The organism is Nocardia neocaledoniensis, assembly GCF_003182135.1.
Lineage (GTDB): Bacteria > Actinomycetota > Actinomycetes > Mycobacteriales > Mycobacteriaceae > Nocardia > Nocardia neocaledoniensis.
The window spans coordinates 24,411-39,126 of the sequence record NZ_QGTL01000006.1 but is presented as its reverse complement, the minus strand read 5'-3'; the positions used below and the strand labels follow the sequence as shown (position 1 = coordinate 39,126).

Genomic DNA, 14,716 nt, shown 5'->3' with positions numbered 1-14,716 from the left:
TGGATCCGCGTGGGCGACGATGGGTCGATGAGTGACGTGGTCGACATGCGCGCGGTGCGGACCGAGCGGAGGGCACAGCTTGGCGCGTTCCTGAAGTCCCGGCGGGCCAGGATCGCGCCGGGAGATGTCGGGCTGCCGCCGGGGCCGCGCAGGCGTACGCCGGGATTGCGCCGCGAAGAGGTCGCGCAGCTGTCGGGAATCGGGGTCACCTGGTACACCTGGCTCGAGCAGGGCAGGCCCATCAACGCCAGCGTGCAGGTGCTCGACGCGGTCGCGCGGACGCTGTGCCTCGACCCCGTGGAGAAGGCGCATCTGTACCGGCTGGCCGATGTGCCGACGGTGCCGAGTGCCGCGGCGCAGACGGTGATGCCGCCCGGGCTGCCGATGATCCTCGACCAGCTCGGCCCGCTGCCGGCGGCCCTGCTCAGCGCGAAATACGATGTCCTCGCCCACAACGACGCGTATCGGGCGCTGTGCCCCGGATTCACCGACGGGGAGCGCAATGTGCTGCGCCGGGCGTTCCTGACGCCGGAGTGCTGCAACCCCTACGAGCACAACGAGGCCGACCTGCGCCGGATGGTGGCCTACCTGCGTGGTGCCTACGTCCGCCACCTCGACGATCCCGCCTGGCAGCAACTGGTCGAGGAACTGTGCGGCGCGAGCGCGCTGTTCGCGGCCCTGTGGGCCAGCAACGACGTGGCCGTCCCGGCGAACATCGTCAAGGTGATCCAGCACCTGGCGATCGGATCGATCTCGATGCACATGACGAGCATGTCGCTGCCGGTCATCGAGGGCGCGTGGATCCAGATCTTCACTCCGGTCGACGACAGGGCCGCGGCGAAGCTGGCGAAGCTGCTCGCGATGCCCGACGAGGAGCGTCGCCGACCGTTCACCGAGCACGTCCGGCAGGCCCACGCGGTCGGCTGACCTGCGGTGATGATCGAATCGCAGGGCTCGGGGCGCCCTGAAAACTCTTGTGCTCACTAGCAAGTCGCAATCTTCGATCCTGCGGTACTATCGCCGTCGGGGGAGCGCGAGATGTCCGATCGTCTGCTTAGTATGTCGCAGGCGCCGGCAGCTTCGGCTGCCTCACCAACGCCATACACGACATCTCCAGGGGATGAACTTGATCGAATCGACATCGCACGCCGCCCCCCGGAGCCGCTTCGCGCGTCGCTCCGGCATCACGTCGATCGTGGCGGCCGCCGCGCTCGCCGCGGCCCTCGTCACCGGCTGCTCCTCGTCCGAGGACACGCCCGCCGCTCCGCCGACCGGCGAGCTGCCCGACGGCGCGCAGATCGTGAAGGAGTCGGCGAAGACCACGCAGACCCTGCGCACCGTGCACCTGAACATCGACGTGGACAACCTGCCGAACCTCCCCGTGGAGACCGTCTCGGCCGACGTCACCAACGAGACCCAGGGCTCCGGCGCCGCGATGGGTGAGGCGAAGGTCAAGCTCACCCCGGAATCGGAGTTCACCGAGGCGAAGTTCCTCGTGGTGGACAAGGTCCTCTACACCCAGACCGCCGGCCGCTACGTGCCGGCGGGCCCGGCCGAGAAGGTCTACGATCCGGGCGTCATCCTGGACAAGGACAAGGGCATCGCGAACGTGATCGCCAACGTCCAGAACGCCAAGACCGAGGGTCGCGAGGTCATCGACGGCATCAACACCGTCAAGGTCACGGGCACCATCGACTCGGCCGTCATCGATCCCATCGTGCCGCGCGTCGGGGAGAACGCGGGGACCATGCCGATCACCCTGTGGATCCAGGACACCGCGCCGCCCGCCTCCGACTCCACCAAGCCGTCGGACGCGCCGTCCACCGGTGACGGCCCGAACCTGGTTCGCGCCGTGGTCAAGAAGGACCAGGGCGAGGTCACCGTCGGCCTGTCCAACTGGGCCAAGCCGGTCAACATCGTCAAGCCGGCCGGCTGATCCGAGCCGTTTTCCGGACCCACCACCACCGGTCCGGGGTCTGCGAAGCCTGGCACGCAGTGTCGGCCGCGGCCCCGGACCGGTGTGTCGTGTGGGTGTCGCATGTGGGGACCGAAACTTCGTAGCGACGGCCGCCGCGGCAATAAGAGAATGTTCAGCGAGATGCAAGGCGCCACAAGGACTATACGTGTCGGGACGCAGGTCGGCAGGCAGCACGCATCGAACGCCGATCGACACGAAGGAAGAACGCATGACGATCGATGATCGACCTGATGAACAGGAGCGCGAGCTCCCGCCACCGCCCGGCCCTGGGGGTCGGCCTCCCGTCAACAACGTATGGGTCTACAACGGCAGAGCCTACGACCTGAGTGAGTGGATCTCCAAGCATCCTGGCGGTGAATTCTTCATCGGCCGAACGAAAAACCGCGACATCACCTCGATCATCGGTTCGTACCACCGTGATCCGGAAAAGATCGCGCGCATGATCGAGCGTTACAGCCTCGATCGCGCTGCCACGCCGGAGGACATCCACCCCAAGAACAACGCGCCGGACTTCCTGTTCAAGGACGGCTTCAACAGCTGGGACGACACCCCCAAGTACGCCTTCGACGACAAGAACGACCTGCTGCACAAGATCAAGGCCCGGATCAAGGAACCCGAACTCGCGGCGCGGCTGAAGCGGATGGACCGCGCGTTCGACATCGTCGTCGCGTTCCTGATCTTCGCCTACTTCGCGGTGCAGGGCCTGCGGCTGTGGGACACGAGCTGGATGCCGTTGCCGGTCTTCGTGATCGCGATGGTGCTGCTGCGCAGTTCGCTGGCAGGCTTCGGCCACTACGCGATCCACCGGGCGCAGAAGGGGCTCAACAAGTACGCGGTGAACGCGTTCGACATGAACTATGTCGCACTGTCTTTCGTCACCGCCGACGGGCACGCCCTGCTGCACCACCCGCACACGCAGAGTGAAGTCGACATCAAGAAGAACGTCTTCACGATGATGATGCAGGTGCCGCGCCTGTACCGGGTGCCCGTGCACACCGTGCACAAGTTCGGACATCTGCTGACCGGCATGATCATCCGGCTGCTCGACGTCTGCCGCCTGACCCGCAAGGTCGGCATCAAGGACATGTACGGCACCTGGCGCGGCGCACTACCGCATTTCATCGGTTCCTTCGGGGTCCGGTTCCTGTTGGTCGCGGAGTTCGTCGCCTTCACGGTGGCGGGCGACTTCTGGGCCTGGGCACTGCAATTCGTGATCACCCTGTGGATCAGCACCTTCATGGTGGTGGCCAGCCACGACTTCGAGGTGCCGACCGAGGAACTGCACACCGAGACCGAGGACTGGGCGGTCAACCAGCTCGAGCAGGCCTACGACCTGACGGTGGTCGGCAACAAGTACGTCGACTGCTTCCTCTCCGCGGGCCTGAGCTCGCACCGGGTGCATCACGTGTTGCCCTTCCAGCGCAGCGGTTTCGCCAACATCGCCACCGAGGACGTGGTGCGCGAGGAGTCGGCGAAGTTCGGCGTGGAATGGCTGCCCGCGAAGAGCTTCTTCGGTGATCGTTTCCCCAAGCTGTGCCGGACCTACCTGCTCGCGCCGTCGCGCGAGGCGGAGGAGAACCGGTGGGGACTCGTGCGCGAACACTGCGCACCCACAGCGCTGAAGACCTGTGTCACCTACACGGTGCAGGGCTTCACCGGCATCGGAACCGTCTGACCGCGATTCCGTGGCCGTCTCCATCTGTTTCGAAAGGACTTGTGCCCGTGTCTGTTTCCATTGACCTGCGCTCAACGGCCGACGTCGAGCGTGGGCACGATCGGCTCCCGCCCGCCCCGCCGACCACCGTCGCGGTCATCGAGTCGGTCGCCACCGGATCGCCCGAGCGGGTGGTCGACCAGGCGGTGAACGCCGGCCGCGTGGCCGAGCTGTTCACCGATCCCGCTCAGCGGCAGCGGATTCCGCGGATCTACCAGAAGACCCGGATCGACACCAGGCATCTGGCCGTCGACCCGCTGGAGCCGGAATTCCTCGCCTTCAGCCGCCGCCCCGGCACGATCAGGGAGCGGATGAACCTGTTCTTCGCGCACGCGGTGCCGCTGGCCGTCGACGTGGCCCGGCGCGCGGTCGCGGGCCTGGTGGACCCGGCCGCGGAGATCGGCCAGCTGATCTTCGTCACCAGCACCGGCTTCATCGCGCCCGGCGTCGATGTCGCGGTGGTCAAGCAGCTGGGCCTGTCGCCGACGGTCGGCCGCATGGTCATCAACTTCATGGGCTGCGCTGCGGCGATGAACGGGGTCCGCGCCGCCGCCGACTACGTGCGGGCCAACCCGGACAAGAAGGCGATGGTGCTGTGCATCGAGGTCAGCTCGGTGAACGCGGTGTTCGACGACGACGTCAACGACGTGATCACCCACAGCCTCTTCGGTGACGGCTGCGGTGCGGTGGTGATCGGCGCCAACCAGGTGCACCAGCCGCTCGCGGCCGGCAGCGTGGTGATCCGCGACAGCTTCAGCCACCTGTTCGACGACGCGGAGGACGGCATCGTGCTCGGCGTGAAGGACAACGGCATCACCTGCGAGCTGGCGACCACCCTGCCCGACTACATCTACCGCGGTGTCGACCCGGTGGTCTCGGAGGTGCTCGCGCGCAACGGGCTGACGAAGAGCGATATCGAGTTGTGGGCGATCCACCCCGGTGGTCCCCGCATCATCGAGGAGTCGGCGCGCTCGCTCGGCATCGCGGCCGAGCTGGCGGCGCCGAGTTGGGACGTGCTCGCCGAGCACGGCAACATGCTGAGTGTGTCGCTGATCTTCGTGCTGGAGCGGATGATCCGCGACGCGCGCACGGCGGCCCCGATCTCCACCGGCGTGGCGTTCTCGTTCGCGCCCGGTGTCACCCTCGAGGGCATCGTGTTCGATGTCATCCGCGGCTGAGAGCCACCGTCATGCATCTTCTCCGATTTCTCGCCGCGCTCTCGCCGGGGCGCATCGCCGCCGTGGTGGTGGCCGGTCTGATCTGCGGTGTGGCCAACACCTACCTCGTGACCCTGATCAACGCGGTGGTCTCGCCGAAACCGCAGCCCGATCAGCTGTTGCTGCGCTTCGGACTCACCGGCCTGGTGATCCTGGTCAGCGGGGTGGCCTCGCAGGTGCTGCTGATCCGGTTGTCGCAAGACGCGATCTACCGGCTGCGCAGTGACCTGTCCTCCGGCATCGTCTCGGCGCCGCTGGAACACCTGGAACGGCTCGGCATGCATCGCCTGATGGCGACGCTCACCGAGGACGTGCGCTCGCTGTCGCAGGCGGTGACCGCGATTCCGTCGATCTGTGTCGACGTGGCGACCATCGTCGGCTGCTTCGTGTTCCTGTTCCTGGTCTCGGGGCCGATCTTCGCGGTGACGGTGGCGGGCACGCTCATCGGGATCGCCTGTGTGGAAATGGTGCTCGAGCGGGTGCGCGGGATCTACCGCGAGGCGCGCGAGAACGAGGACGCGCTGCTGCGTTCGTTCCAGGCCGTCACCCTCGGCATCAAGGAACTGAAGCTGCACCGCGGCCGTCGCCGGGACTTCATGGATCGGCACCTGCTCGGTTCCGCGGCCACGCTGCGCGATCAGAACACCGACGCCGGGTCGAAGTTCTCCTACGCCCAGGGTTTCGGTCAGGCTCTGCAGCTGGCGACCATGGCGCTGATCCTGTTCGTGGTGGCGGCGGCGCTGGATCTCCCGCGCGACACCATGGTCGGGTACGTGCTGGTCACCACCTTCCTGGCGATGCCGATGCAGAACTTCATGCATCGCATCCCGGATCTGCTGCGCGGTGATGTGGCGCTGGCCAAGATCCGCGCGATGAACCTGTCGATGGAAACGCTGCACAACGAGGAGCAGCTGCCGTATGCCGAGCGTCCAGCGGTGGGGGAGGCCAAGCTGGAATTGAGCAACGTCAGCTACGTGTACCGCTCGGAGCCGCCGTCACCGGTCCCGCCGCCGCCCGGTGCGCCCCCGGTGGGTCCGCCGGCGCGAGGTGGTCATCCGCCGCGTCCCGGCCGTCCGCCACACGAGGGCAACGGCGCGCATCCGCACCCCGCGCATCCCGGTGCGCATCCGGGTGGGGCGCATCCCGGTGGCCCGCAGCCGGATGTCAACGGCAAGAACTGGATCGACCACGGCGGCTCCGATGTGCGTCCACTGGCGCCACCGCCCGGACCCGGCGACGCCGAGGACTCGGGTTTCCGGCTCGGCCCGATCGACCTGGTCTTCGAACCGGGCCAGATCACGTTCATCGTCGGTGGCAACGGCAGCGGCAAGTCGACGCTGGCCAAGCTCATCACGGGTCTGTACGTGCCCCGCTCGGGGTCGTTGTCGCTCAACGGGGAGAGGATCGACCACGACAACATCGAGTGGTACCGGCAGAATTCGTCGGCGGTGTTCACCGATTTCCATCTGTTCGAGGACTACCTGGGCTTCGACCGCCCGGGAATCGATGCCGACGTGCAGCGATACCTCGAGGAGTTGCAGATCGCGCACAAGGTGACCGTGCGCGACGGTCGCCTGTCGACCGTGGATCTGTCCCAGGGCCAGCGCAAACGGCTGGCCCTGCTGACCGCCCTGCTCGAAGACCGGCAGATATACGTCTTCGACGAGTGGGCCGCCGATCAGGAGCCGCGCTTTCGCGAGGTCTTCTATCGCGAGATCCTCACCGACCTGAAGCGGCGCGGTAAAACGGTCATCGTGATCACCCACGACGACCGCTACTTCGACTGCGCCGATCAGTTGGTGAAGCTCGATTTCGGTCTCGTCGCGGTCTGATCCGCGTCGAGGAACGCCGGTTCGGCCCTGTGGCCGGGCCGGCGTTCGCCGTCTCAGGCGCTCTCGCGCTGCGCCGCCACGACCCGGGTCATCGGGGGGCGGTCGGTCAGGCTCACCTCGGAAGGCGTTCGCCGCCAGCCGGTCTCGCCCGGCTGATACTGGACCAGACCCATGCCGGAATCGCGGATCCCGAGCCGGTCCAGCAGGGTCGCCACGACCTGCCTGCTCATCACCGCCAGCTCGTGTGTCGTCCGATGGCGGTGTACCCGGGTGCCCAGGTCGACCTGCGCGATCGCCGACAGGCCGTGGCGCTGCCAGCAGTCGATGAGGATGCCGATCTCCGCGCCGTAGCCACTGGCGAAGGAGATGTCGGCGAGAAGTGTTCGGGTGGCGGCGTATTCGCCGCCCAGCGGCTGCACGATCTCGGCCAGCGCGGGCGCGAGCGCGGTGAGCAGGGGGCGCGCCACGAGCTGGGACACACGGCCGCCGCCGTCGGCGTCGACTCCGGCGCCGTTGGTGATCGGCCGCCGATAGAAGCCCTTCACCAGCGCGAGCGCAGGGTCGTCGAGCAGGGGAGCGAGGAGCATCGGGACGAACCGGGGGTCGGGGGAGACGAGGTCGGCGTCGAGGAACACGATCAGGTCGCCGGTGCACACCGCCAGTGATCGCCACAGCGCCTCGCCCTTGCCGGGACGCGTCGGGACACCGGGCAGCGCTTCCTCCCTGGTGTACACCGCGGCGCCTGCGGCCCGTGCCCGCGCGATGGTGCGGTCGGTCGAGCCCGCGTCCAGCACCACCAGTTCGTCGACCAGCCCGCCCAGCCACGGGCGCACGGCGGCGACCACCCCGGCGACGGTGTCCTCGTCGTCGAGCGCGGGCACCACCACCGAGACCCGGCGACCCAGCTTGCGGTCGATCAGCTCACGGACGTCCATGCCGACCAGTGAACGACACCGGACCCGCGCCCGCTACCCGGATCACCGATTCCTGTGATCAGAGCCAACGGCGCCACCACCGGCGCTATCGGGGTGGACAGCGGGGATCGGCGTCCCCCGGGTACAGCACCGGTGGTCAGGGCGTCCGACGGCCATCGACCGACAAGGCCGGGTCGGCCTGTCGGCACGACCCCGCACGCGCGTCGGGGGCGCGAAGCTGGTGCGCGGAGCCGATCGATGCCGCACGATAGGGGTGCGGTCGACCTGGTGCCGGCCGCTCGGGATCCGGCGATCGGTGGAGGTAGCGGCATGACGAGCGGTGCGACGGCGATCGAGGTCGTCAAAGGATCCAAGACCGACCTGGCCGACGGCCGGTACACGGTGCGCCTCGAGATCGACGGTCCGGCGGGCGCGGTGGACGTCTCCGCGGTTCTCGTCACCGCGAACGGGAAGGTGCGCTCCGACGCCGACTTCGTCTTCTTCAACAACCCGTCCGCGCCAGGGGTGCGGCTGGAATCCGATGCCGTGGTCTCGGTGGATCTCGCGGCCGTGCCCGCCGACATCCACCGGGTCGTGATCGCCGGCAGCACCGAGGCGCAGGGGCTGCGGTTCGGCGAGGTCACCGGCTTGCGAGTGGCGGTCGCCGGGGGCGGGCAGACGCTGAGTTTCGTTCCGCCCGGACTGGATTCGGAGACGGTCCTGCAGGCGGTCGCCCTGTACCGGCGGGGCGCGGGCTGGCGGCTCGACGCGATCGGCCAGGGCTACAGCGCCGGACTGGCGGCCTTTGCCACCGAGCACGGGATCGAGGTGGACGGCGACCCGGTCGAGCAGGAATCGCCGGAACCGGCCCCGGTCACCTCCGCTGCTCCGATTCCTGTCGCGCCGCCCGCGCCTGCGGCGCCCACGATCGAACTGCGCAAGGTCGACGTCGTCCTCACGAAGGACTCACCGAACCAGCGCGCCAGCATCGACCTGCGCAAAGGCGATCCGGGTTACGTGCTGACCGTCGGTCTCGAATGGGACGGCCGGGGCGCGAAATACGACAACGCCGGGCGCGTCACCCAGTTCGGCAAGGGCGACCTGGACGTGTACTTCTTCTGCCGCAACGAGATCACCGGCGACTACGTGGTGATCAGCGGCGAGAAGGGGCACCAGGGCGACCTCGCGGTCTGGCCGTTCATCCACCACCAGGGCGACAGCCGCGGGCCGGGTGCGAACAACCGGCCCGCCACCGAGCAGGTGATCGTGCGCCCGGTGGAGAACGGTGACCTGCTGCTCAACGTCTACCAATCCGTCGACAACGGCGCGGGCGCCATCGACACCTTCGGCAGGCCCCGCGTCCTGGTCCGCTACGGCCGTCCCGGACCCGACGGTCTGCCCGGCGCCGACGCCGACAAGATCACCGTCGTCATCGGCAACGGCAAGAATTCGTTCTGGGCCACCGTCGCCCACATCGACGTCAGGGACGGCATCCTCACCGTCGACGGCACCACCCGCTACAGCCGGGCCTTCAGCGAGCGCATGCCGGTCCTCGACACCGCGGGCGCCTGGGCGCGCTCGGCGAAAAAGGGCCCGGTGGGCCGGAGCAAGAGCAGCCACGGCCTCGGACTCAGCCACTACGCGGGCCGCTGCCCCGATCCACGCTGAGCGCCGAGGAGTTCGGTGCGCCGCTCGGCGACCGTGGCGCGCAGGGCCTCGACGACGGCGGCCACCTCGGGGCGGCGCAGGGTTTCCGCGCGGGTGACGAGCCAGTAGGTGAGCTGGACGCGGACCCGGTCGCCGAGCACGCGCACCAGGTCGTCGTGCCGGTCGGCCATGAAGCACGGCAGCAGGCCGATGCCTGCGGCCGCGCGGGTGGCCTCGACGTGCACGAAAACATTGGTGGACGAGACGGATTGGCGCATGGCGGGAGCGAAACTGGTGGCCAGGTCCAGATCGTCGACCTGCAGGATCGACTCGATGAAGTAGACGAGCGGATAGTGGCGTAGGTCGTCGATGCCCGCCGGGGTGCCGTGCTCGGCGAGGTAACCGCGGGCGGCGTAGAGACCGAGGCTGTAGTCGCCGAGACGGATCGCCTCGGCGCGCTGGACCTGCGGCTCGCCGACCACCACCTCGAGGTCGAGCCCGCTGCGCTGGGTCGAGGCCCGCCGGGTGGTCGCGATGATCTCCACCCGCACGCGGGGATGCCGTCGCTGCACGCGCGCGGCGGCGGGCGCGGCGAGATAGGCGCTGAACCCGTCGGTGGCCGAGAGGCGCACCACGCCTTCGAGTTCCCGTTCCCCGCCGGGGGTGCCGAGTGAGCGCACCGCCGCCTCGATGGTCTCGGCGGCCGCCAGCGCCGAGCGGCCCAGGTCGGTGAGCTCCCAGCCGCCGGTGCCGCGCGTGAGCACCCGCCCACCGACGGCTCGCTCCAGCGCCGCGATCCGCCGCGAGATCGTGGTGTGGTTGATCCCCAGCTCCTCCGCCGCGGTCACATAGCGGCCCGATCGGCCCACGGCGAGCAGAACCAGCAGGTCATCGGCGCTGGGACGACGTCCGGCGTCCGACGAGGTAGCGGTCATTTCTGCATCTTCGCAGATACGCGGTGCGAACTTGGCCATTGCGACCGAATCCGATCTGCACGAATACTCTCCCCATTGCTAGTGGGCCACATCACATTCCTCTCGTGCAGTGGCCTCGATCACCAAGGAGCAGTGATGAGCGTCCGCAATGCGACCGAGCGGCCCGGCGACGATCCCGGCGGGGCACCGAGTGGCCTGCGCCGGGTGGTGGCCGCCTCGATGGCAGGCACCGTCGTCGAATGGTACGAATTCTTCCTCTACGGCACCGCGGCGACGCTGGTGTTCAGCAAGGTGTTCTTCGCCAAGGGCACCAGCGATCTCGACGCCATCCTGGCCGCCTTCGTCACCTACGCGGTCGGCTTCGCGGCCCGCCCGCTCGGCGGCATCGTCTTCGGCTACTTCGGCGACCGGTACGGCCGCAAGAAGCTGCTCCAGCTGAGCCTGGTGCTGGTGGGCGGCGCGACGTTCCTGATGGGCTGTCTGCCCACCTTCGCCCAGATCGGCTACTGGGCGCCCGCCCTGCTCGTGACCCTGCGCTTCATCCAGGGCTTCGCGATCGGCGGCGAATGGGGTGGTGCGGTCCTGCTGGTCGCCGAGCACAGCCCGAGCCGCAGCCGCGCGTTCTGGGCGAGCTGGCCGCAGGCCGGCGTGCCCGCGGGCAACCTGCTCGCCACCGTCGTGCTGCTGGTGCTCACCTCCACGCTGTCCGACGCGGCGTTCCTGAGCTGGGGTTGGCGCGTGGCGTTCTGGCTGTCGGCGGTGGTGGTGCTGGTCGGCTACTACGTGCGCACCAAGGTGACCGACGCGCCGATCTTCGTCGAGGCGCAGAAGCAGAGGGAACAGGCCAAGGCGAGCTCGTTCAGCGTCTTCGAGGTGCTGCGCCGCTACCCGCGCGGCGTGTTCACCGCGATGGGGCTGCGCTTCGGCGAGAACATCATGTACTACCTGGTCGTCACCTTCTCGATCACCTATCTGAAGGTGCACGTCGAGGCGAACACCACGACGATCCTGTGGTGGCTGCTGGCCGCGCACGCCGTGCACATGGGCGTGATCCCGCTGGCCGGACACCTCGGTGACCGGTTCGGCCGCCGCCCGGTGTACCTGGCGGGCGCGCTGGCGGCCGCGACCTGGGGCTTCTTCGCGTTCCCGATGATGGATACCGCCAACAGCGCGCTGATCCTGGCGGCGATCATCGTCGGCCTCGTCTTCCACGGCCTGATGTACGCCGGCCAGCCCGCCATCATGGCGGAGATGTTCCCGACCCGCATGCGGTATTCCGGTGTGTCCCTGGGCTATCAGGTCACCTCGATCGTGGCGGGCTCACTCGCGCCGATCATCGCGGTCAAGCTGCTCGACACCTATGGTTCCTCGGTCCCGATCGCGGTGTACCTGGCGGTCGCGGCGGCCGTCACCGTGGTCGCGGTGCTGTGTGCCAAGGAGACCAAGGGTATCGACCTGGAGTCCCTCGACGCCGCCGACGCCGCGGAGTCGGCGCCCGCGGACGCGCCGGCGGCGGCCAAGGTCGTGACCGCATGACCGATCTGATCGGAGGCACGGCGCTGGTCACCGGCGCGGCAGGCGGGATCGGCGCCGCGTGCGCCCGCGAGCTGGCCGCGCGCGGCGCGGAGGTGACCGTCGCCGACATCGACGAGATCGGCGCGAAATCCGTCGCCGCGGAGATCGGCGGCCACGCCTGGGCGGTGGATCTGCTCGACGTCGACGCGCTCGCCGAACTCACCCTCTCGGTGGACATCCTGGTGAACAACGCCGGGGTCCAGTCGGTGAGCCCGATCGAGGAGTTCTCCCCGCAACGGTTCCGGCTCATGCAGACACTGATGGTGGAGGCGCCGTTCCTGCTGATCCGCGCCGCCCTGCCGCACATGTATGCCCGCGGATTCGGCCGGATCGTGAACGTCTCGTCCGTCCACGGCCTGCGCGCGTCGGCGTACAAGGTGGCCTACGTGACGGCCAAGCACGCGCTGGAAGGGCTGTCGAAGGTGACGGCGCTCGAGGGCGGCCCACATGGTGTCACCAGCAACTGCGTCAATCCCGGCTACGTGCGAACACCGCTGGTGGACAAGCAGATCGCCGACCAGGCGACGGCGCACGGCATCCCCGAACAGGAAGTGGTGGAGAAGGTGCTGCTCACCGAGAGCGTGATCAAACGGCTGATCGAGCCCGCGGAGGTCGCCGCGCTGGTCGGCTGGCTGGCCGCCGACCAGGCGGGCATGGTCACCGGAGCCTCCTACGTCATGGACGGGGGGTGGAGCGCCCGATGACCAGCGAGACCGCGGCGCCGCAGTGGGTGCCCGTCCCCGAGGACATCGCGCGGGCGCGCATCACCGACTTCGCGCGGTTCGTCACCGAGCGGCACGCGGTCGCGCTGCCTGACTACCGCGCCCTGTGGCAATGGTCCGTCGACGACGTGGCCGGGTTCTGGGGCGCGGTCTGGGACTGGTTCGCGCTGGGGGAGCGGCCGCCGGAGGTTCTCGCCTGCCAGGAGATGCCGGGGGCGTCCTGGTTTCCCGGCGCGCGGCTCAACTACGTGGAGCGGGTGCTCGCGCAGGCCCGCACCGACCGGCCCGCGATCGTGTCGGTCGAGGAGGACGGCGCGGTCACCGAACTGTCGTGGGCCGAGATGCTCGGCCGGGCCGCCGGATTCGCGCGCACCCTGCGCACCGCCGGGGTGGGGCCCGGCGATCGGGTCGCCGGATACCTGCCGAACATCGCCGAGGCCGTGATCGCGTTCCTGGCGACCGCGAGCCTGGGCGCGATCTGGAGTGCCTGCGGCCAGGACTACACGGCCGCGGCCGCGCTGGACCGGCTGGGCCAGCTCGATCCGGTGGTCCTGGTGACCGCTGACGGCTATCGGTTCGGCGGCAAAACGCACTCCCGCGGCGCCGAGATCGAGGCGCTGCGCGACGCGCTGCCCCGGCTGCGGGCGACCGTCGTGGTGTCCCGGCTCGGCGAGACGGTGGAGGGTGCGCTCGACTGGACGGAGGCGAGCGCGCCGACGCCGGAACCGTGGGTGCCCGAGCGCGTCGACTTCGAGCACCCGCTGTGGGTGCTGTACTCCTCCGGGACCACGGGCCTGCCGAAGGGCATCGTGCACGGGCACGGCGGCGTCCTCCTGGAACACCTCAAAGCGCTCGCGCTGCAGTCCGATCTCGGCCCGGACGACACCTTCTTCTGGTACACCAGCCCGAGCTGGATGATGTGGAACTTCCAGGTCGCCGGGCTGCTGGTCGGCGCGACCATCGTCTGCTACCCGGGCAGCCCGGCGGCGCCTGCCCCGGATGCGCTGTGGGACATCGCCGCCCGCCTCCACGTGACGGTTCTCGGCACCAGCCCCGGCTACGTCCAGGCCTGCATGAAGGCAGGCACGGTACCGGGGCGCGAGCACGACCTGTCGGCGCTGCGCCTGATCGGGGTCACCGGTTCGGCGTTCCCCGCGGCGTCCTCACTGTGGTTGCGCGACAACGTCGGCGCGCGCATACCCGTGGCCTCGATCAGTGGCGGCACCGATGTGGTGTCGGCCTTCGCCGGTGGCGCGCCGACGGTGCCCGTGTGGCCGGGCGAGCTGTCGGCACCGTATCTCGGTGTCGCGCTGGCGGCCTGGGACGACACGGGCACACCGGTCCGCGACGCCGTCGGGGAACTCGTCGTCACCGCGCCGATGCCGTCCATGCCGGTCGGCTTCTGGAACGATCCCGACGGATCCCGTTATCGCGCAGCCTATTTCGCGGACCATCCGGGCGTCTGGCGCCACGGTGACTGGATCACCGTCACCGAACGCGGCAGCGTCGTCGTCCACGGGCGCTCGGACTCCACCCTCAACCGGCACGGCATCCGAATGGGCAGCGCCGACATCTACCAGGCCGTCGACCCGCTGCCGGAGATCGCCGATTCGCTCGTGATCGGCGTCGAACAGCCCGACGGCGGCTACTGGATGCCGCTGTTCGTCGTGCTTGCGACCGGCGTCGAACTGACCGACGAGTTACGCGCCCACCTGTGCGGCACGATCCGGGCCCGCACCTCGCCGCGGCACGTGCCCGACGAGATCATCGCGGCACCAGGGATTCCCCGCACCCGCACCGGGAAGAAACTCGAGGTTCCGATCAAGAAGCTGCTCCAGGGCGCCGATCCCGGCAGCGTCGTCGACCCGAGTGCCGTCGACGACCCGGACCTGCTGTCCTGGTACGCCCGCTTCGCGCGGCGGTGAGCCAGAGGGCGGGCGCACACCGCGGCGGCTGATCTTGGTACAGTCCGGCCAGCCGTGGTGTTCGGGAAATCGGTGGGAAACCGGTGCGGCCCTCGCCACTGTGATCGGGAGCGGCGGATCGTTCCGGACGGCAGACCGCCGTCCGGAGCCACTGGGGCACGTGTGCCCTGGGAAGGTGGATCCGCCGCGCCAATCCCGTCAGCCAGGAGACCGGCCACGGCCACGTAGTACCCATTCCACGAGGACCTGGAAGGCCG

Annotated in this window: 11 protein-coding genes and 1 riboswitch; of the genes, 9 read left to right on the top strand and 2 right to left on the bottom strand. The window is 69.0% G+C overall.

What is annotated here, in order from left to right; all coding sequences use genetic code 11:
• Positions 1–27 precede the first annotated feature (27 nt).
• The 5 genes from DFR69_RS17710 to DFR69_RS17690 all read left to right on the top strand — a co-directional run bounded on the left by DFR69_RS17710 (position 28) and on the right by DFR69_RS17690 (position 6,741).
• Positions 28–927, top strand: a complete 900-nt coding sequence (locus tag DFR69_RS17710; RefSeq protein WP_167456306.1) for a helix-turn-helix transcriptional regulator — start codon at positions 28–30, stop codon at positions 925–927.
• Positions 928–1,126: 199 nt separating this feature from the next.
• Positions 1,127–1,936, top strand: a complete 810-nt coding sequence (locus DFR69_RS17705; RefSeq protein ID WP_244198328.1) for an LppX_LprAFG lipoprotein — start codon at positions 1,127–1,129, stop codon at positions 1,934–1,936.
• 250 nt (positions 1,937–2,186) lie between these two features.
• On the top strand, positions 2,187–3,653 hold the full coding sequence (locus DFR69_RS17700; protein ID WP_110038697.1) for a fatty acid desaturase: 1,467 nt from the start codon (positions 2,187–2,189) through the stop codon (positions 3,651–3,653).
• A 47-nt stretch (positions 3,654–3,700) separates the two neighbouring features.
• Complete coding sequence (locus tag DFR69_RS17695) at positions 3,701–4,870, top strand: type III polyketide synthase (protein WP_110038696.1); 1,170 nt, start codon at positions 3,701–3,703, stop codon at positions 4,868–4,870.
• A gap of 11 nt (positions 4,871–4,881) precedes the next feature.
• A complete protein-coding gene (locus DFR69_RS17690) occupies positions 4,882–6,741 on the top strand; it encodes an ATP-binding cassette domain-containing protein (RefSeq protein WP_110038695.1) in 1,860 nt (619 codons plus the stop codon).
• 53 nt (positions 6,742–6,794) lie between these two features.
• Here the strand turns inward: DFR69_RS17690 and DFR69_RS17685 are convergent, their stop codons facing one another.
• On the bottom strand, positions 6,795–7,676 hold the full coding sequence (locus DFR69_RS17685) for a glucosyl-3-phosphoglycerate synthase (protein ID WP_110038694.1): 882 nt from the start codon (positions 7,674–7,676) through the stop codon (positions 6,795–6,797).
• A gap of 309 nt (positions 7,677–7,985) precedes the next feature.
• On the opposite strand from DFR69_RS17685, the gene DFR69_RS17680 reads away from it, so the two are divergent.
• The gene (locus DFR69_RS17680; protein ID WP_110038693.1) at positions 7,986–9,323 is read left to right on the top strand and encodes a TerD family protein; all 1,338 of its coding nucleotides are present in this window, start codon (positions 7,986–7,988) and stop codon (positions 9,321–9,323) included.
• Here DFR69_RS17680 and DFR69_RS17675 read toward each other — a convergent pair.
• Positions 9,293–10,237, bottom strand: coding sequence for a LysR family transcriptional regulator (locus tag DFR69_RS17675; RefSeq protein ID WP_244198327.1), 945 nt, complete (start codon positions 10,235–10,237; stop codon positions 9,293–9,295). The genes DFR69_RS17680 and DFR69_RS17675 overlap by 31 nt on opposite strands.
• A gap of 135 nt (positions 10,238–10,372) precedes the next feature.
• Between DFR69_RS17675 and DFR69_RS17670 the strand changes: the two genes are divergently transcribed.
• From DFR69_RS17670 to DFR69_RS17660, 3 genes are read left to right on the top strand one after another with little or no spacing between them, the layout of a single operon-like run.
• A complete protein-coding gene (locus tag DFR69_RS17670; RefSeq protein WP_110038691.1) occupies positions 10,373–11,773 on the top strand; it encodes an MFS transporter in 1,401 nt (466 codons plus the stop codon).
• A complete protein-coding gene (locus tag DFR69_RS17665) occupies positions 11,770–12,516 on the top strand; it encodes a 3-hydroxybutyrate dehydrogenase (protein WP_110038690.1) in 747 nt (248 codons plus the stop codon). The genes DFR69_RS17670 and DFR69_RS17665 overlap by 4 nt, the downstream gene beginning before the upstream one ends.
• On the top strand, positions 12,513–14,459 hold the full coding sequence (locus tag DFR69_RS17660) for an acetoacetate--CoA ligase (RefSeq protein WP_110038966.1): 1,947 nt from the start codon (positions 12,513–12,515) through the stop codon (positions 14,457–14,459). Before DFR69_RS17665 ends, DFR69_RS17660 begins: the two co-directional genes overlap by 4 nt.
• A 38-nt stretch (positions 14,460–14,497) precedes the next feature.
• A riboswitch (cobalamin riboswitch) is annotated at positions 14,498–14,692 on the top strand.
• The last annotated feature ends 24 nt before the right edge of the window (positions 14,693–14,716 follow it).

Coding starts and splice junctions, on each gene's coding strand:
- DFR69_RS17670 (WP_110038691.1), top strand. CDS start 10,373: ATGAGCGTCCGCAATGCGACCGAGCGGCCCGGCGACGATCCCGGCGGG.
- DFR69_RS17660 (WP_110038966.1), top strand. CDS start 12,513: ATGACCAGCGAGACCGCGGCGCCGCAGTGGGTGCCCGTCCCCGAGGAC.
- DFR69_RS17680 (WP_110038693.1), top strand. CDS start 7,986: ATGACGAGCGGTGCGACGGCGATCGAGGTCGTCAAAGGATCCAAGACC.
- DFR69_RS17710 (WP_167456306.1), top strand. CDS start 28: ATGAGTGACGTGGTCGACATGCGCGCGGTGCGGACCGAGCGGAGGGCA.
- DFR69_RS17675 (WP_244198327.1), bottom strand. CDS start 10,237: ATGACCGCTACCTCGTCGGACGCCGGACGTCGTCCCAGCGCCGATGAC.
- DFR69_RS17665 (WP_110038690.1), top strand. CDS start 11,770: ATGACCGATCTGATCGGAGGCACGGCGCTGGTCACCGGCGCGGCAGGC.
- DFR69_RS17700 (WP_110038697.1), top strand. CDS start 2,187: ATGACGATCGATGATCGACCTGATGAACAGGAGCGCGAGCTCCCGCCA.
- DFR69_RS17685 (WP_110038694.1), bottom strand. CDS start 7,676: ATGGACGTCCGTGAGCTGATCGACCGCAAGCTGGGTCGCCGGGTCTCG.
- DFR69_RS17690 (WP_110038695.1), top strand. CDS start 4,882: ATGCATCTTCTCCGATTTCTCGCCGCGCTCTCGCCGGGGCGCATCGCC.